The organism is Pseudonocardia xishanensis, from assembly GCF_039541715.1.
GTDB lineage: Bacteria > Actinomycetota > Actinomycetes > Mycobacteriales > Pseudonocardiaceae > Pseudonocardia > Pseudonocardia xishanensis.
Window position 1 is genome coordinate 40,661 of sequence record NZ_BAABGT010000022.1, and the last position, 16,966, is coordinate 57,626.

The 16,966-nt window shown below is 73.0% G+C and carries 16 protein-coding genes; 12 read left to right on the forward strand and 4 right to left on the reverse strand.

Going from position 1 to position 16,966, the window contains the following annotated elements:
• The first annotated feature begins 10 nt into the window (after positions 1–10).
• The 5 genes from ABD993_RS06995 to ABD993_RS07015 are packed head-to-tail and all read left to right on the forward strand — an operon-like array spanning position 11 to position 4,886.
• Entirely contained in the window at positions 11–820 is an 810-nt protein-coding gene (locus tag ABD993_RS06995) for an ABC transporter ATP-binding protein (RefSeq protein ID WP_345413893.1), read from the forward strand.
• Entirely contained in the window at positions 817–1,623 is an 807-nt protein-coding gene (locus ABD993_RS07000; protein WP_345413895.1) for an ABC transporter ATP-binding protein, read from the forward strand. The genes ABD993_RS06995 and ABD993_RS07000 overlap by 4 nt, the downstream gene beginning before the upstream one ends.
• Positions 1,620–2,498 carry a branched-chain amino acid ABC transporter permease gene (locus tag ABD993_RS07005; protein WP_345413897.1) on the forward strand — a complete coding sequence of 293 codons (879 nt, stop codon included), beginning with the start codon at positions 1,620–1,622 and terminating at the stop codon, positions 2,496–2,498. Before ABD993_RS07000 ends, ABD993_RS07005 begins: the two co-directional genes overlap by 4 nt.
• Positions 2,499–2,517: 19 nt before the next feature.
• Entirely contained in the window at positions 2,518–3,621 is a 1,104-nt protein-coding gene (locus ABD993_RS07010; RefSeq protein WP_425568907.1) for a branched-chain amino acid ABC transporter permease, read from the forward strand.
• Positions 3,618–4,886, forward strand: a complete 1,269-nt coding sequence (locus ABD993_RS07015) for an ABC transporter substrate-binding protein (RefSeq protein ID WP_345413899.1) — start codon at positions 3,618–3,620, stop codon at positions 4,884–4,886. The genes ABD993_RS07010 and ABD993_RS07015 overlap by 4 nt, the downstream gene beginning before the upstream one ends.
• 112 nt (positions 4,887–4,998) lie before the next feature.
• On the opposite strand, the gene ABD993_RS07020 is transcribed toward ABD993_RS07015, so the two are convergent.
• A complete protein-coding gene (locus ABD993_RS07020) occupies positions 4,999–5,562 on the reverse strand; it encodes a TIGR03086 family metal-binding protein (RefSeq protein ID WP_345413901.1) in 564 nt (187 codons plus the stop codon).
• Positions 5,563–5,610: 48 nt separating this feature from the next.
• Here ABD993_RS07020 and ABD993_RS07025 point away from each other — a divergent pair, with 48 nt between their 5' ends.
• Both ABD993_RS07025 and ABD993_RS07030 read left to right on the forward strand, forming a co-directional pair.
• A complete protein-coding gene (locus tag ABD993_RS07025; protein WP_345413903.1) occupies positions 5,611–6,561 on the forward strand; it encodes a helix-turn-helix transcriptional regulator in 951 nt (316 codons plus the stop codon).
• A gap of 142 nt (positions 6,562–6,703) precedes the next feature.
• On the forward strand, positions 6,704–7,180 hold the full coding sequence (locus ABD993_RS07030) for a hypothetical protein (protein WP_345413905.1): 477 nt from the start codon (positions 6,704–6,706) through the stop codon (positions 7,178–7,180).
• 266 nt (positions 7,181–7,446) lie between these two features.
• On the opposite strand, the gene groL is transcribed toward ABD993_RS07030, so the two are convergent.
• Positions 7,447–9,075 carry a chaperonin GroEL gene (gene groL / locus ABD993_RS07035; protein WP_345413907.1) on the reverse strand — a complete coding sequence of 543 codons (1,629 nt, stop codon included), beginning with the start codon at positions 9,073–9,075 and terminating at the stop codon, positions 7,447–7,449.
• Between the two features lie 176 nt (positions 9,076–9,251).
• Here groL and moeA point away from each other — a divergent pair, with 176 nt between their 5' ends.
• The 4 genes from moeA to ABD993_RS07055 all read left to right on the forward strand — a co-directional run bounded on the left by moeA (position 9,252) and on the right by ABD993_RS07055 (position 15,129).
• Positions 9,252–10,475 carry a molybdopterin molybdotransferase MoeA gene (moeA, locus tag ABD993_RS07040; RefSeq protein ID WP_345413909.1) on the forward strand — a complete coding sequence of 408 codons (1,224 nt, stop codon included), beginning with the start codon at positions 9,252–9,254 and terminating at the stop codon, positions 10,473–10,475.
• A 427-nt stretch (positions 10,476–10,902) separates the two neighbouring features.
• Positions 10,903–11,616, forward strand: a complete 714-nt coding sequence (locus tag ABD993_RS07045; RefSeq protein ID WP_345413911.1) for a phosphatidylserine decarboxylase — start codon at positions 10,903–10,905, stop codon at positions 11,614–11,616.
• Positions 11,613–12,611, forward strand: a complete 999-nt coding sequence (locus tag ABD993_RS07050; RefSeq protein WP_345413913.1) for a CDP-alcohol phosphatidyltransferase family protein — start codon at positions 11,613–11,615, stop codon at positions 12,609–12,611. The genes ABD993_RS07045 and ABD993_RS07050 overlap by 4 nt, the downstream gene beginning before the upstream one ends.
• Positions 12,612–12,768: 157 nt before the next feature.
• Entirely contained in the window at positions 12,769–15,129 is a 2,361-nt protein-coding gene (locus ABD993_RS07055) for an AAA family ATPase (protein WP_425568908.1), read from the forward strand.
• Positions 15,130–15,301: 172 nt separating this feature from the next.
• On the opposite strand, the gene ABD993_RS07060 is transcribed toward ABD993_RS07055, so the two are convergent.
• The gene (locus tag ABD993_RS07060) at positions 15,302–15,880 is read right to left on the reverse strand and encodes a LytR C-terminal domain-containing protein (RefSeq protein ID WP_345413917.1); all 579 of its coding nucleotides are present in this window, start codon (positions 15,878–15,880) and stop codon (positions 15,302–15,304) included.
• Between the two features lie 19 nt (positions 15,881–15,899).
• A complete protein-coding gene (locus tag ABD993_RS07065) occupies positions 15,900–16,208 on the reverse strand; it encodes a DUF3263 domain-containing protein (protein WP_345413919.1) in 309 nt (102 codons plus the stop codon).
• 142 nt (positions 16,209–16,350) lie between these two features.
• On the opposite strand from ABD993_RS07065, the gene ABD993_RS07070 reads away from it, so the two are divergent.
• Positions 16,351–16,926, forward strand: coding sequence for a peptide deformylase (locus ABD993_RS07070; RefSeq protein WP_345413921.1), 576 nt, complete (start codon positions 16,351–16,353; stop codon positions 16,924–16,926).
• Positions 16,927–16,966 lie beyond the last annotated feature (40 nt).

Here is a 16,966-nt window from a genome sequence, read left to right on the forward strand (position 1 = left end):
CGATGTGCGCGTGCTGAGCGTTCGCGGGCTGAATGTCCGATACGGCAGGTCCGTGCGGGCCCTGGAAGGCGTCGACCTGGAGGTCGGGGCGGACAGCGTGCTCGCCGTCCTCGGCGGTAACGGCGCCGGGAAGTCCACGCTGCTCCGCGCGGTCTCCGGCACCCTCGGACTGCACGGCGGGGCGGTCGCCGGTGGGGAGATCCGGTTCCGGGACGAGCGCATCGACCGGCTCGATCCCGCTCGGATCGTCCGCCACGGGATCGTCGCTGTGCCGGAGGGCAGGCAGGTGTTCGCCCGGATGACCGTGGAGGAGAACCTGCGCGCAGGCGGTCTCGGCGCCCGGTCGGCGGAGGTCCGCGCCCGGGCAAGGGAACGGGTGGCGGAGCTGTTCCCGGTGCTGGGCGAACGGTCGGGCCAGCGGGCGGGGCTGCTCTCCGGCGGCGAACAGCAGATGCTCGCGATCGGCCGCGCGCTGATGAGCGGACCCGAGCTGTTGCTGCTGGACGAGCCGTCGCTCGGTCTGGCCCCGCAGATGGTCGGCCGGATCGCGCGGATCATCGGCGAGATCCACGCGCAGGGGACCGCGGTGGTGCTGGTGGAACAGAACGCCACCATGGCCCTCGACGTCGCGGACACCGCGGTCGTGCTCGAGGTGGGGCGGGTCGCGCTGACCGGCAGCGCCGCCGAGCTCGCCGCGAGCGACGACGTCCAGCGCCTCTACCTCGGCGGGCACGCCGAGTCCGCCGAGCAGGCCGAGGCGGAGCAGGCCGAGGCGCTGGAACACCGCCGCGGCCGGACACTGTCGAGGTGGGTCGGATGACCGCGGCCACGGACATCCGCGAGGGCGTCGTCGCGCTGTCGGTCGAGGCGGTCACCCTGCGGTTCGGGGGGATCACGGCCCTGTCCGAGGTGTCGTTCACCGTCGCCCCCGGCACCGTGCACGCCCTGATCGGGCCGAACGGCGCGGGCAAGTCCAGCTGCTTCAACGTGATCAGCGGGCTCTACACGCCGACCGAGGGCCGGGTCCGGCTCGGCGACCGCGAGCTGACCGGGACCTCGCCACACAAGCTGGCGGGCCTCGGCGTCGGACGGTCCTTCCAGAACATCGCGCTCTCCCCGCACAGCACGGTGCGGGACAACGTGATGCTGGGCAGGCACGTGCTGACCCGGGGCGGGTTCGTGACGGGCGGGCTGCGGCTGCCGCGCACCGTGCGGACCGAGCGCAGGCACCTGGCCCGGGTCGAGGAGATCTGCGCGTTCCTCGGCGTCGCCGACCGGCTCGACACCCCCGTCGCGGCGCTGCCCTACGGCGACGCGAAACGGGTCGACATCGCCCGCGCCCTCGCCGTCGAGCCGACGATCCTGCTGCTCGACGAGCCCGCCGCGGGCCTGAACGCGACCGAGACCGCCGAGATGGGCGTGACCATCCGCGACCTGCGGGACGCCCTGGGGATCTCCGTGCTGCTGGTGGAACACGACATGGGACTGGTGATGGGCATCGCGGACCGGGTGAGCGTGCTGGACTTCGGTCGGTTGATCGCCGACGGACCGCCCGCGGAGGTGCAGTCCGACCCCCAGGTGATCAAGGCCTACCTCGGGACCGGCGGGGAGGACGAGGAGTGAACACGTTCCTGCAGCTGGTCCTCAACGGACTGGGCAAGGGCGCGGTCTACGCCCTGCTGGCGCTCGGCTTCGTCATCATCTTCAAAGCGACCGAGGTGGTGAACTTCGCCCACGGCTCGCTGGTGCTGATCGGCGGCTACTTCGTCTACGCCACCAAGGACACGCTCGGCTGGGTCGGGGCGGCGGCGCTGGGCATCGTCTCCGCCGCGGTCGCCGCGCTGCTGATCGAGCGTCTGCTCGTCGCCAACGCGCGCAACGCGGACGTCAACAGCCTGGCGCTGCTCACCATCGGTGTCGACGTGATCGTCACCGAGGAGGTGGTGCGCAGGCTCGGCGCGGACATCCCCTTCATCGGGGACCCGTACGACGCCCAGTCGATCCAGGTCGCGGGGCTGACGGTGTTCCGCACCCAGCTCGTCGCGCTGGTCGTCGGGATCGTGCTGATCACCGCGTTCTTCCTGGCCTTCCGGTTCTCCACCTGGGGCGTCGCGATGCGGGCCCAGGCGGAGAACAAGGAGGCGGCCGCGCTGATGGGGATCCGCAGCGCACGGGTCACCGCCACGGCGTGGCTGATCGCGGGCGCGCTCGCCGGTGTCGCGGTGCTGTTCATGGCCACGCAGGACTTCTCCGGGGCCGGGCTGGGGCGCGGCACGCACGCGATCGCCCTGATCGCCTTCCCCGCCGCGATCCTCGGCGGGCTGGACTCGACGGTCGGTGCGGTCGTCGGGGGCCTGGTCGTGGGGCTCACCGAGGCGCTCTGCGCGCAGTACGTGTCCTTCGAGTTCTCCAAGAGCGCGGTCTTCCTGGTGATGCTGGTGATCCTGGTGTTCCGGCCCAACGGACTGTTCGGGACGAGGGAGCTCAGTCGTGTCTAACGCGGTCGTCGAGGCCCCCGTGTCCGAGTTGCAGCCGACCCCGAAGCCCCGCCGGAACTGGCTGAAGATCGCAGGCGTCGCGCTCCTGCTGATCGTGCTGGTGCTGTTCCCGGTGATCACCGGCACCGAGGTCGCCTACCTCAAGGCCGGGCAGTACGTGCTGATCGGCGTGGTCGGGGCCGTCGGGCTGACGCTGCTGGTCGGCCAGGCCGGGCAGCTGTCGTTGGCCCACCCGTTCTTCCTGCTGGTCGGGGCGGTGAGCTACGCCGTGCTGGCCGGGGACTCGGGGGACTCCGGCGACCTCGTCGGGCTCGGGCTGCCGCCGCTGGTCGCGATGATCGGGGCCATCGCGATCTGCGCGCTCGTGGGGCTGGCGTTCGCGCCCGTCGCGGGACGGCTGCGCGGCATCTACCTCGGTGTCGCGTCGCTGTCGCTGGTCTTCCTGGGGCTCTACCTGGGGCAGTCGCTGGACATGTTCTCCGGTGGCACCTCGACCGGCCGCCCGCCGCCCACGTTCGACCTGTTCGGCTTCCGCTTCGCCAACACCGAGCCTGCGCCGACGGTCCTGGGCGTCGCGATCCAGAAGCAGCAGCGGCTCTGGTACCTGTTCCTCGTCCTCGCTCTGGGCGCCTACCTGCTGGCCCGCGGGGCCGTGCGCAGCCGCGTCGGGCGGGCGTGGCGGGCGGTGCGGGACAACGAGGCCGCCGCCACCGCCATGGGTGTGCACGTCACGCGGGCGAAGGCCCAGGCCTTCACCGTCTCGTCGGCCTTCGCCGGGACGGCCGGGGTGATGACGGCCCTGTGGCTGGACCTGGTCAAACCGGACGAGAACGAGTTCGTCGGCACCTACTCGATCACCGTGGCCATCGGCTTCCTGGCCATGGTGCTGATCGGCGGGCTCGGCTCGATCCCCGGGGCCGTCGCCGGTGCGGTCGTGGTCAACGGCCTGCCGCAGCTGCTCACCCTCGGCGCCACCGAGTTCGGGTGGTCCATCGGGACCCTGTCCCCCGTCCTGATCAGCGCGTTCGTCTACGGCGCCGCGATCGTGCTGGTCGTGTTGTTCGAACCCGGCGGGCTGGCGGCGATCGGCCGCAGGCTCACCTCCCGACAAGGAGATCGATGATGATCAAGAACTGGGGCCGGGCGGCCCTCGTGGGGGTGTCGGCGCTGCTGCTCGCGGCGTGCGGCAGCACCGCCGACAGCGGGTCGGGCGGCGGGTCGAGCGGCGCGGGCGGGGTGAAGACGGACAAGGGCGTCACCGACACGACGATCACCCTGGGCGTGATGGGTGACCGGACCGGCGTGTTCAAGAACCTCGGCGACGCCCTGATCGGCGGCAACGAGCTCTGGGTCTCCGACGTCAACGCCGCGGGCGGCATCTGCGGCCGCCAGCTGGCGCTCGAGATCGTCGACCACGGGTACAAGGCGGACACCGCCAAGACGCTCTACCCGCAGCTGGAACCGAAGATTCTCGGCATCGTGCAGCTGCTGGGCTCCCCGGTGCTGGCGGCGCTGAAGCAGAACCTGATCGACGACAACGTGTCCGCGGCCCCGGCGTCGTGGTCGTCGGAGATCCTGAGCAACCCGAACATCATGATGATCGGGACCACGTACGACGTCGAGATCATCGACGGGCTCTCGTACCTGCAGCAGCAGGGTCTGATCAAGCAGGGCGACACGATCGGGCACATCTACATCGACGGCGAGTACGGCGGCAACGGCCTGCGCGGCTCGAAGTTCTACGCCGAGAAGCACGGCATGACGATCGCCGAGGCCAAGATCACCTCGACGGACAACGACCTGGCCAACATCGTCACCGGGCTCAAGGGCCAGGGCGTGAAGGCGATCGTGCTGACCACGACCCCCGGCCAGACCGCGTCCGCGATGGCGAACAACGCAGCCCTCGGTCTGAACGTCCCGGTGCTGGGCAACAACCCGACCTTCGACCCGGCCCTGCTGCAGAGCCCGGCCGCGGCGGCGCTGGACAAGCTGTACGTGGCGGCGTCGAGCGCACCGTTCTCGTCGAAGACGCCCAAGGCGGTCGAGGTGGCCACGGAGTACAAGCAGAAGTACCCGACCAGCCCCGAGAACGCGGGCGCGCAGGCCGGGTACGTCGAGGGACTGGTCTGGCAGGCGGTGCTGGAGAAGGCCTGCCAGAACGGTGACCTGTCGCGGGCCGGCATCCAGACCGCGCTGAAGTCGCTGACCTCGGTCACGACGGAGGACCTGGTCGCGCCCCTGGACTACAGCTCCCCGGGCGCCCCGCCGACCCGCGGCGTGTACATCGCCAAGGTCGACCAGAACGCCGAGGGCGGCCTGACGGAGGTGGCGCCGTTGTTCACGGCCCCCGACGCGGCGGAGTACAAGGCCCCGCACCAGCAGGGCTGACGTCCCGACTCACCCGCCGGAAGTGGGGGACTCGCGGAGAGTTCGCGAGTCCCCCACTCCCACCCTCCGAGGAGTCCGACGCCACGGCTCTCGAGTCGGACCGCGGCCGTCGTCACCAGCGGTGGCCGGACCAGTTCGCCAGGCGCTCCGTCGGGCCCGCCTCGGGGCGGGGGGTGACCGCGGGGGCGAAGGGGGAGCCGTCGCGCTGCTCGGGGATGAGCCGCTGCGCCGCGCCCAGCACCGGCTCGACCAGCCCGGCGGGCGCCTCCGGGTGCTGACCGGTCGCGACGGCGACGTCCCAGGTGTGCACGAGCAGCTCGTTGACGTAGCCCCACAGCGCCACCGCGCCCGGCGCGGTCCCCCAGGGGACGCGGACCTCGCGGGCGAGGGCGTCGTCGGCGGACCAGACCCGTTCCATCTCGGCGCGAGCGGCGGCGAGTGCGGGGCAGTCCCCGGTCGGCACCTGGAACGGCAGGGTCGTCGGGTCGGCGCCGTCGCCGATCGCGGCGATCTTGTGGACCGTCGCGACGAGGTGGCGGAGCAGGCCGTCGACGTCGAGTTCCGGGCACGGGGTGGGGAGGCCGCGCTGGTCCGGGCGGACGCCGTCGACGACGGTCGCGGCCCAGTCCAGGGCGCCGGCGTAGGAGGTGCGGGGGTCGATCTCGGTGGTCGTCATGGGGGAACTCTCTCGTCGAATCACGACACCTTGTGTCATGTTTTCCGAATGCGTGCGGACCGGTTGCTCTCACTCGTCCTCCTGCTGCGCCATCGCGGCCTGATGACGGCACGCGCGCTGGCGAAGGAGCTCGAGGTCTCCACCCGCACCGTGCTACGGGACGTCGAGGCGCTGTCCGCGGCGGGCATCCCGGTCTACGCCGAGCGCGGCCGGACCGGCGGCTTCGCGCTGCTCCCGGGCTTCTCGACCGACCTGACCGGCCTGACCCCGGACGAGGCGGTCGCCCTGTTGACCTCGCCGGCGCGCAGCACGTCCGATGCGTTGGGCCTGGGCGGCGCGTTCTCGTCGGCGATCCGCAAAGTGGTCGCGGCGATGCCGGAGACCGCTCGGGACGCCGCCACCGACGCAGCCGGACGCGTGCTGGTCCGGCGCGGCGGCTGGCTGCGGGACGCCGCCGAACCCGGCGTCGGCGAGCTCGCGGCGATCCAGCGTGCGGTGTTCGCGGGCATCCGGGTGCGGATCCTCTACGGCTCGGCGACCGCGGAACCGAGGTGGCGGACGGTGGACCCGCTCGGCCTGGTCGAGGCGGCCGGACACTGGTACCTGCTCGCACTCGACGGCGGCGCCGACCGCACCTACCGCGTGTCCCGGATCGAGGCGACCGAGCAGCTCGCGGAGCCCGCGCAACGCCCGTCCGGCGTCGACCTGGAGGCGCTCTGGCAGCGCAGGCGCGCGGAGTTCCGGCGCCGGATGCCGGGAACGCCCGCGCGGATCCGGGTGCGCGGGCAGCGTCGGGAGGAACTGGTCCGGACCGCGGGGACCGTGACGTCCGTCGAGCCCGACGGGGACTGGGAGGTCGTCGTGGCCGCCTTCGGCGACCTCCGGCACGCCGAGCGGGTGGTGTGGTCCCTCGCCCCCGACGCCGTGGCACTGCACCCTCCGGAACTGGTCACCGCCCTCCGCGCCCGCGCCGAGCAGGTCGCCACCGCCCACTCGTGATCCACACCCGGGGAGCGGACGGGTCGGAGATCGACCGCCGCGCTCCCCGAGGACGGATCACCGGCGGGTTCACGTGGTGGCGCCGGGGTGGGGTGGTGGCAGCACCACTGTGCGCTGACCTGCGCGTTCCTACGGTGGAGCCATGACCACGACACCGCACCACGACGGCGCCGCGGCGCGGTACCGCGCCGATCTCGACGCCCCCGCAGGCCTCGGCACCCCCTACCCCGGGCAGGGTGATCCCTGGACCGGCCTGCCCGGCGTTCAGTTCCCCTACCCGCGGACGCCGGACCAGGCCCAGCCCTACCTGACCTTCCCGACGGCGCGGCGGCCGCAGCCGTCGAGCGTGCTGGCCACCCGGATCGTCGGCTTGATCGCCACGATCCTCGCCGCACTCTGGCCCGCCTTCTTCGCGCTGATCGCGCTGGCCTTCGGCCTCGGCATGGAGAACCTGGCCGGGATCCTCGTCGGGGTGGTCGTGGCGGTGCTGGCGATCGGCTGGCCCGTGGCCTTCTGGTTCGCGACGAGCCGGGCGCGGCGGGTCCGGCCGGTGCTGGTCGCGCTGGTCCCGACGGTGGTGACGGCGGGCTGGACCCTGTTCCTGGTCATCTCGGGCTAGCGGCCTGGAGATCCCGGGCCGGCGGGAGGAAGCGCGGAGCCGCCCTGACCGCGGGTTCAGCTACGCCGGCCGCGCGAGGTGGGCGCGTCGTCGTGGTGGGCCCACCCGCCGGGCGCGGCCTCGATCTCCGGCGGCCCGACGACCATCCGCGCCGGGTCTCGGAACTCCAGACGGCGAAGAGGGGCGGTGGGCCGGAGCCCACCGCCCCTCTCAGGCAGTGCGAGGAGGCGTGGATCAGAACAGATGCCTCGTTACGCAGGCTTCTCTCAGAAGTCCATGCCGCCCATGCCGCCGGTCGGGTCGCCTGCCGGAGCGGCGTTCTTCTCCGGCTTGTCGGCGATGACCGCCTCGGTGGTGAGGAAGAGCGCGGCGATGGAGGCCGCGTTCTGCAGCGCGGACCGGGTGACCTTGGCCGGGTCGATGATGCCGGCCTTGACCAGGTCCTTGTACTCGCCGGTGGCCGCGTCGAGGCCCTCGCCCGCGGGGAGGTTGCGCACCTTCTCCGCGACGACGCCGCCCTCGAGGCCTGCGTTGATGGCGATCTGCTTGAGCGGCGCCTCGAGCGCGACCTTGACGATGTTCGCCCCGGTCGCTTCGTCGCCGTCCAGGCCGAGGCCCTCGAACAGGCCCGCACCGGCCTGGATGAGCGCGACGCCGCCACCGGCGACGATGCCCTCCTCGACGGCCGCCTTCGCGTTGCGAACGGCGTCCTCGATGCGGTGCTTGCGCTCCTTGAGCTCGACCTCGGTCGCGGCTCCGGCCTTGATGACCGCAACACCGCCTGCCAGCTTGGCCAGGCGCTCCTGCAGCTTCTCGCGGTCGTAGTCCGAGTCCGTGCGCTCGATCTCCGCGCGGATCTGGTTGACGCGACCGGCGATCTGGTCGGCGTCGCCCGCACCGTCGACGATGGTGGTCTCGTCCTTGGTGACGACGACCTTGCGCGCCCGGCCGAGCAGCGACAGGTCGGCGTTCTCCAGCTTGAGGCCGACCTTCTCCGAGATGACCTCGCCACCGGTCAGGATGCCCATGTCGGTGAGCATGGCCTCGCGGCGGTCACCGAAGCCCGGCGCCTTGATGGCGACGGACTTGAAGGTGCCACGGATCTTGTTGACGACCAGGGTCGCCAGGGCCTCGCCCTCGACGTCCTCGGCGATGATCGCGAGCGGCTTGCCGCCCTGCATGACCTTCTCCAGCAGCGGGAGCAGGTCCTTCACCGTCGAGATCTTCGACGACACGAGGAGCACGTACGGGTCCTCGAGCTCGACCTCCATGCGCTCCGCGTCGGTCACGAAGTACGGGGAGATGTAGCCCTTGTCGAAGCGCATGCCCTCGGTCAGCTCGAGCTCCAGACCGAAGGTCTGGCTCTCCTCGACCGTGATCACGCCCTCCTTGCCGACCTTGTCCATCGCCTCGGCGATGAGCTCGCCGATCTGCGGGTCGGCGGCCGAGATGGAGGCCGTGGCAGCGATCTGCTCCTTGGTCTCGATCTCCTTGGCGGACTTGAGCAGCTGCTGGGAGACGGCCTCGACGGCCTTCTCGATGCCGCGCTTGAGGCTCATCGGGTTCGCACCCGCGGCCACGTTGCGGAGACCCTCGCGGACCAGCGCCTGCGCGAGGACGGTCGCGGTGGTGGTGCCGTCACCCGCGATGTCGTCGGTCTTCTTCGCAACTTCCTTGACGAGCTCGGCCCCGATCTTCTCCCAGGGGTCCTCGAGCTCGATCTCCTTGGCGATCGACACACCATCGTTCGTGATGGTGGGCGCGCCCCACTTCTTCTCCAGGACGACGTTGCGGCCACGCGGGCCGAGCGTCACCTTGACGGCGTCGGCGAGGGTGTTCATGCCACGCTCGAGCCCTCGGCGCGCCTCCTCGTCGAACGCGATCTGCTTCGCCATGGGGGTGTGGTCCTCCGATTGGGATGACTCGTCTGCTCGAGCTCAGCGCCCGCGACGGACGACCGGCAACCCTGCGCCGATCTCACCGGGCTCGAACTGGCACTCACCACAGGCGAGTGCCAATGCCGTTTTTAGCACTCGGGGTAGGCGAGTGCAACCGAGACTAGGGTGGTGTCATGCCGCGGACAGTGGAGGAACACCGGGCCGTCGTCGCGGCGTTGCTCGGGCCGACCGAGATCGTCGAGCTCCCGCTGGCCGAGGCCCGCGGGAAGGTGCTGGCCGAAGCGGTCACGGCCGCCATCTCGCTGCCGCCCTTCGACAACTCCGCGATGGACGGGTACGCCGTGCGGGCCGCCGAGCTGGCCGCCGCGTCCGAGGGCTCGCCCGTCACGCTGCCCGTCGCCACCGACATCCCGGCAGGCCGCACGGACGTGCCCGCGCTGGCGCCGGGCACCGCGGCGCGGATCATGACCGGCGCGCCGATGCCGGAGGGCGCGGACGCGATCGTCCCCGTCGAGCTGACGGACGGCGGCACCGAGACCGTGGCGATCCGGCTGGCCCCGGAGGTCGGCAGGCACCTGCGGACCGTGGGGGAGGACGTCCGGGCGGGTGACGAGGTGCTCGCCGCGGGCACCGTGCTCACCGCGGCGCAGATCGGGGTGGCGGCCGCCGTCGGGCGGGCCACGCTGCCGGTCCGCCGCCCGCCGCACGTGCTGGTGCTGTCCACCGGTTCCGAGCTCGTCGCGCCGGGGGAGCCACTGCTGCCCGGGCAGATCTACGAGTCGAACGGCGCGATGCTCGCCGCCGCGGCGCGGGACGCGGGCGCCACCGCCGAGCAGCTCCGCTTCGTCCCGGACGACGTCGAGCAGTTCCGGAAGGTCCTCGGCGAGCGGATCGTCGCGGGCGTCGACCTGGTCGTGACCTCGGGCGGGGTGTCCGCCGGGGCCTACGAGGTGGTCAAGGACGCGCTGACCGGGCACGGGGTGGAGTTCGTCAAGGTCGGCATGCAGCCCGGCGGGCCGCAGGGGGCCGGGATCGTCGAGTTCGGCGAGGTCGCCTGCCCCGTGGTGACGTTGCCGGGCAACCCGGTCAGCTCCCAGGTGTCCTTCGAGGTGTTCGTCCGGCCCGTCCTGCGGCGCGCGATGGGGCACCCGCACCCCGATCGGGCCATCGTGGCCGCCCGGTCCCGGGACGAGCTGTCGTCCCCGGCCGGTAGGCGGCAGTACCGCCGCGGCAGCCTCGACGCCCGGGACGGGACCGTCGGCGAGGTCGGCTCGCCCGCCTCGCACATGCTCGCGTCTCTGGCCAGGGCGGACTGTCTGTTCGTCGTGCCGGAGGACGTGACCCGGGTGGCGGTCGGGGACGTCCTCGACGTCTGGTTGCTGGACTCGCCCCTTTAGGGGTTGCTCGGGGCCCCTGTCACTCGAAAAGTGGTACGGGTCACATGCACAGGGTGCAACACTCTGGGCCGTCTCGACGTCTTATCCAGTGAGCGTTCGGCCGATCGGTGCAGATCATCGGGTTCCGGACTGATTGTTCTGGACGATCTGTCGAGCGCTGGGGATACTTTGAGGAAGAAGGGGTACCCACCCTTCGACGCACAGGACCTACCGCCCGTCGCTGGGGAGCGGACGAGCGGTTCCAAGGCCGGGGTCACCGTCTCGGGGGATGGTGGCCCCGGCCCTTTGCGTCCTGTGGATGAGTCGGCGGTCGCCGGCCGTTCCGTCACCCACTGTCGGTAGCGTGGCGCCAACGCGCCCGACCCGCCCGGCACCCGTCGGGACCGGGGTCGCCGACCGGGCGCGGACGAGGAGCCGACCCGCGACCATGGCCGCGACCTCTGAAGGCGACGGGGCAGTCCTGCACGCCGCCAAGCTCGTCCGCGACTCGGTGCCCCCGATCCATCCCGGTGGCCGCCCCGTCATCGCCTCCGTCGCCGCGGCCGCGGCCGGGATCCGGCTGCTGACCGGCCGCGGGACCGGGCTCGGGCTGCTGGCCACGGCCGCGACCGCCGCCTTCTTCCGGGCGCCCACGCGGGTGCCGCCGCCGCGGGTCGGCGCGGTCCTGGCTCCGGCGGACGGGACCGTCGCGCTGATCGAGGAGGTCGTGCCGCCGCCCGAGCTGGACCTGCCCCGGGAGCCGGTCAGCCGGGTCAGCGTCTTCCTCTCGGTGCTGGACGTCCACGTGCAGCGCATCCCCATGCACGGGCGGATCCGCTCGGTGAGGTACGTCCCCGGGGTCTTCCTGTCCGCGGACCTGGACAAGGCGAGCACCGACAACGAGCGGAACGCGCTGGTCCTGGAGACCCAGACCGGGCATGCGCTCGGCGTCGTGCAGATCGCGGGCCTGCTCGCCCGGCGGATCGTCTGCGACGTGCGGGCGGGGGACGAGGTCGCGGCGGGGGAGACCTACGGGCTGATCCGCTTCGGCTCGCGGGTGGACACCTACCTGCCCCCCGGCGTCGCGCCCGAGGTCGCGGTCGGCCAGCGCACCATCGGGGGCGAGACCCCGCTGGCCGTGCTGTCGCGAGCGGTGTCGTGAACCCCTACCAGGCCGGCATCCGGCTGCTGCCCAACGCGGTCACCGTCCTGGCGCTGTGCCTGGGGCTCTCCGCGGTCAACTTCGCGCTGGCCGGGCGGTTCGAGCTGTGCATCGCGGCCGCGTTCGGTGCCGCGCTGTGCGACGCGCTGGACGGCGGCCTCGCCCGCCTGCTCGATGCCTCCTCCCGGATCGGCCAGGAGCTGGACTCGCTGTCCGACCTGGTGTCGTTCGGGGTGGCGCCCGCGCTCGTCCTCTACATCTGGGCGCTGGAGGGGACCCGGCTCGGCTGGGTCGTGGCGCTGATCTTCGCGGTCTGCATGGCGCTGCGACTGGCCCGCTTCAACACCCTGATCGACGACGAGGACCAGCCCCCGTTCGCCAAGGAGTTCTTCGTCGGCGTCCCGGCGCCCGCCGCGGCGCTCACCGCGGGCCTGCCGCTCTACCTGTTCCTGCACTTCGGGCCGGGATGGTGGTCCTCGCCGGTGGCGGTCGGGCTGTGGGCGCTGTTCACCGCGGGCCTGATGGTCAGCCGCATCCCCACCCTGTCGTTCAAGACGGCGCGGGTGCGGCCGCGGTGGATCGCGCCGCTGCTGGTGCTGGTCGGTCTCGGCGCGGCCATCCTGCTCACGGCACCCTTCCTCGGCATGGCGCTGATCGCGCTCGGCTACCTGCTGCTGATCCCGTACACCGTCTACCGCTACCTGTGGCTCTCCCGGCATCCCGAGGCGTGGGGCGTGCCGGTACGGGAGCGCCGGGCCGTGGCCCGGGCCGCCCGCTCGGCGCGCAGGCTGGGGCTGCGCCCCCCGCTGCGCCGTCGGGTCGCGGGGCGGGCCACCGCCGTCGCGCGCGGGATGGCGGGGATGGGGCGTCGGCGCGGGGGCGAGGGCGAGCTGGAGCACGGCCCCGCCCGCCCCAGCCGGTCCCTGGGCCCGCTGGGCCCCAACCGTCGCCTCCCGAGCCGAGACCGCCGCCGCCTGGGCCTGCGCCGCCGCTGACCCGCGCCCGCCCCCACCCGCCGTCACACACGCGCGCCCCGGTGTCGGACTCGCGGGCTTCGGTGTCGGACTCGCGGGTTGTGGTCGGACTCGCGGGTTCCCCGGTTTCGGCGTGCGAGTCGGACATCCGGGCGGCCGATACGGTGGGCGGGTGCCCGTGATCACCTTGGTCGCCCGACTCGCCACCTCCGCCGTCGACGCCCGCCGCGGGGTGGTCCGGTTGCACCCCGAAGTGCTCGACGCCCTGCACCTGCGCAGCTGGGACGCCGTCACGCTGACCGGGTCCCGCGCCACCACAGCGCTCGCCGTCGCCGGGGATGCCGCCGCGTCCCCGGGGCAGGCCCTGCTGGACGACGTCACGCTGTCCAACGTGGGCCTGAAGGACGGGGCCGAGGTCGTCGTCGGGCCGGTCGCGGTCCAGTCCGCCCGGCGGGTGGTCCTCGCGGGCTCTCAGCTGGTCCGGGCCACGGTCACACCCGCCACCGCGCGGCTGGCGCTGCTCGGGAAGGTGCTCACCGCGGGGGACGCGGTGTCCCTGCTCCCGCAGGACATCGCTCCGCCGCCCGGCGCGGACGTGCCCCGGGCCCGCCGGGCGCTGTCGGCGGCGATCGGCGGGGCATGGACGAGTGAGCTGGTCACGGTGGCGCGGGTGGAGCCCGCCGGTCCGGTCGCCGTGCAGCCGACGACCATCGTGGGCTGGCTGGACGGGCCGACCACCGCCGACTCCCCGACGGCGCAGGGCGGTCGCACCTCCGGCGTCGGCGCGCCCGGGGGCGGTCCGGACGCGCAGGGTCGCGCCGCGGTCTCGGGGGCGGGGTCCGCTCAGGGGCAGGGCTCGTTCGGTGTCGGAGCGAGTGCGGGTGCGGCTGTGCGGTCGACCGGCGCCGCGAGCGCACAGGCGTCCTGGGGGTCGAGCGCCCCCGAGGCCGTCGAGGAACCGCCCCTTCCGCTCGACGCCCTGGTCGGCAACACCGCCGCCGCCCGCCGCCTGGTCGAGTGGCTGGAGCTGACCTTCTCGCGGCCGGAGCTGTTGGTCCGGCTGGGCGGCTCGCCCCGGCTGGGCGTGCTGGTGACCGGGCCGGAGGGGGTCGGGAAGGCGACGCTGGTCCGCAGCGTGGCCGCCGCCGTCGAGGCGCGGTGCGTGGAGCTGGCCGGGCCGGCGGCGGCCGCGCTCGAGCCTGCCTCGGCCGCCGCGCGCGTGCAGGAGTCACTCGCCGCCGCCCGCGACCAGGCCGCCGCCGGACGACCGACGGTCCTGCTGGTCACGGACGTCGACGCCCTGCTCCCCGCCGCGACGCCGCCGCCGCTCGCCACGCTGGTGCTGGACTCGCTGAAGGAGGCGGTGGGGACCCCGAACCTCGCCCTCGTCGCGACGACCGCCGAGCCGGAGAACGTCGATCCCCGGCTGCGGGCGCCGGAGCTGGTCGACCGTGAGCTGGGCCTCGGCCTGCCGGACCAGGCCGTGCGGGCCGACCTGCTGCGCAGGCTGCTGGCGGAGGTCCCGTTGGCCGAGGAGGTCGATCTCACCGAGATCGCCGCCCGCACGCCCGGGTTCGTGGTGGCGGACCTCGCCGCGGTGCGTCGGGAGGCCGCGGTGAACGCGGCCCTGCGCAAGCACGAGGACCCGAAGATCGAGAACGGCGACCTGCTCGACGCCGTCGGCTCCGTCCGCCCGATCTCGATGTCCTCGACCGGCACGCTGCAGACCGGCGGCCTCACCCTCGACCAGGTCGGCGACATGACCGAGGTCAAGCAGGCGCTCACCGAGGCCGTGCTCTGGCCGCTGCGCTACCCGGACTCGTTCGCGCGGCTCGGCGTCCAGGCCCCGCGCGGCGTGCTGCTCTACGGTCCGCCCGGCGGTGGCAAGACCTTCCTGCTGCGCGCCCTCGCGGGATCGGGGCAGCTCAACGTGTTCTCGGTGAAGGGCGCCGAGCTGCTGGACAAGTACGTGGGAGAGTCCGAGCGGGCGGTGCGGGAGCTGTTCCGCAAGGCCGCGGACGCCGCGCCCGCGCTGATCTTCCTCGACGAGGTCGACGCGCTGGCGCCCCGGCGGGGCGGGTCCACGGACTCCGGTGTGGCCGACCGGGTGGTCGCGGCGCTGCTCACCGAGCTGGACGGGGCCACCCCGCTGCGCGACGTCGTCGTGGTGGGGGCGACCAACCGGCCCGAGCTGGTCGATCCGGCGCTGCTGCGCCCCGGTCGTCTGGAGCGGCTGGTGTTCGTGCCGCCGCCGGACGCCGCGGCCCGCGCGGACATCCTCCGCGCGTCGAGCCGCAACACCCCGCTCGCCTCCGATGTGGACCTCGACGCGCTCGCCGGGGAGCTCGACGGCTACTCGGCCGCGGACTGCGCCGCGATCCTGCGCGAGGCGGCGCTGACGGCCATGCGGGAGTCCCTCGACGCCGCGGAGGTCACCGCGGCGCACCTGGAGAAGGCCCGCCGCACCGTCCCGCCGAGCCTGGACCCGGTCCAGGTCGCCGAGCTGGAGGCCTACGCGGCGCGACGGTCGTCGGACTGACGCCGGCCGGTAGTGCACGTTTCGTGCTGAGAGCGCTGTGCGACCCGCGCTGAGAGCACGGAATCAGCGATCATGCCGCGCTGACAGCACGAAACGTGCACGGGGCAGGCGACAGACGAACGGCGCGCCCCGGAGAACCGGGGCGCGCCGTCGCTGGGGAGCGGAACGGTTCCTAGGCGCCCTTGAAGTCGCGCGTCACGATCACGATCAGGCCCGGGCTCGCGTCCTGTATCCCCTGGAACCGCGGTTCGACCCGCAGGCCGAACTCGTCCGCCAGGCGTTGCGCCGAGGCCTGCTCGGCGGTGCCCGGTCGGTAGTAGACGGTGCTGGTGGGGATGATGCCGTCCGGGTAGTTGGTGGTGTCCGAGACGGTCCAGCCGCCGCGCTGGAAGTCCGCCGCGGCCGTGGCGGCGAGCCCGCTGATGGTGCTGTTGTTGTAGATCCGCAACGGCATCGTGGGGGCGACGGACCCGGCGTCGGGCACGGCGGCCGCGACGGGCGGGGCGACGGCCGCAGGCGTGGTCGTGGGCGCGGCCGCGGGGGTCGGGGCGAACGAGGGCAGCGGCACCTCGTTCGGGTTGGAGGTGGCCGGGGTGGCCGGGGCGACGGACTCGGTGGGCGGCGCCGCGGTGGCGTCCGCTCCCTCGTCCGAGCCGCCGGTGCCGAGCGAGACCAGCCCGATCACGGCCGCGACGACCGCGACCCCGATCAGTCCGATCCCGCCGATCCTGGCAGGCGACGGTCCGCTCACCGCATACCTCCCGCGTGGGTCACCAGGGCTCCATGCCCAGCCTGCGCGCGGCGCGGGTGCGCTGACGGCTGGCCCGCAGCCGCCGCAGCCGCCGCACCAGCAGGGGATCGGCTGCCAGTGCCTCCGGGGTGTCCACCAGTGCGTTCAGCACCTGGTAGTACCGGGTCGCCGACATGTCGAACAGCTCGCGGATGGCCTGCTCCTTGGCCCCCTGGTACTTCCACCACTGGGCCTCGAACGCGAGGATCTCGCGCTCGCGGCGGTCCAGCTCCCGGGCGGGTCTGGCCGCGGGACCATCCGTCCCGCGGGGTTCGGTGGCGGACTCCATCACGCTCCTGCCGACGCTCGCTGCCACTCGAATGACACGGCTGTCATTCGATGCGCCATTCAACCACGGAGCACCGACGGGAAGGCCGCGGACGCGCCACCCGTGGGCGTGAATCCGCGATCGAGACATTACTGTCACCGGCGTGGCCGTCCGACCCATCGTCATCATCGGTGATCCCGTCCTGCACACCCGCACCCGCCCCGTCGAGCAGTACGACGCGGAGCTCGAGGCGCTGGTCGCGGACATGTTCGACACCATGGCCGCGGCCCAGGGTGTCGGCCTCGCGGCGAACCAGATCGGCGTCGACCTCCGGGTGTTCGTCTTCGACTGCCCGGACGAGCTGACCCGCACGAACCGCCGCGGCGTCCTCTGCAACCCCGTCCTCGAGACCTCTGAGCTGCCGGACGGGCGGATGCCCGACCCGGACGAGGACGAGGAGGGGTGTCTCTCGGTCCCCGGCGAGCAGTTCCCGACCGGCCGGGCGGACTGGGCGAAGGTCACCGGGACCGACGAGAAGGGGAACCCGGTCACCGAGGAGGGCACCGGCTTCTTCGCCCGCTGCCTGCAGCACGAGACCGACCACCTGGACGGCGTCATCTACACCGACCGGCTCGTCGGGCGGTACGGGCGGGCCGCCCGCAAGGCCGTGCGCAGGCGCGGATTCGGCGCCCCGGGGAGCTCCTGGGACCCGGCGGCGGTCGAAGCCGAGGACGTCTGACGGAACACCCCGGCGACCTGCCACGTTAGGACTTCTGCAA

Coding starts and splice junctions, on each gene's coding strand:
- ABD993_RS07000 (WP_345413895.1), top strand. CDS start 817: ATGACCGCGGCCACGGACATCCGCGAGGGCGTCGTCGCGCTGTCGGTC.
- ABD993_RS07015 (WP_345413899.1), top strand. CDS start 3,618: ATGATGATCAAGAACTGGGGCCGGGCGGCCCTCGTGGGGGTGTCGGCG.
- ABD993_RS07020 (WP_345413901.1), bottom strand. CDS start 5,562: ATGACGACCACCGAGATCGACCCCCGCACCTCCTACGCCGGCGCCCTG.
- ABD993_RS07025 (WP_345413903.1), top strand. CDS start 5,611: ATGCGTGCGGACCGGTTGCTCTCACTCGTCCTCCTGCTGCGCCATCGC.
- ABD993_RS07030 (WP_345413905.1), top strand. CDS start 6,704: ATGACCACGACACCGCACCACGACGGCGCCGCGGCGCGGTACCGCGCC.
- groL (WP_345413907.1), bottom strand. CDS start 9,075: ATGGCGAAGCAGATCGCGTTCGACGAGGAGGCGCGCCGAGGGCTCGAG.
- moeA (WP_345413909.1), top strand. CDS start 9,252: ATGCCGCGGACAGTGGAGGAACACCGGGCCGTCGTCGCGGCGTTGCTC.
- ABD993_RS07045 (WP_345413911.1), top strand. CDS start 10,903: ATGGCCGCGACCTCTGAAGGCGACGGGGCAGTCCTGCACGCCGCCAAG.
- ABD993_RS07065 (WP_345413919.1), bottom strand. CDS start 16,208: ATGGAGTCCGCCACCGAACCCCGCGGGACGGATGGTCCCGCGGCCAGA.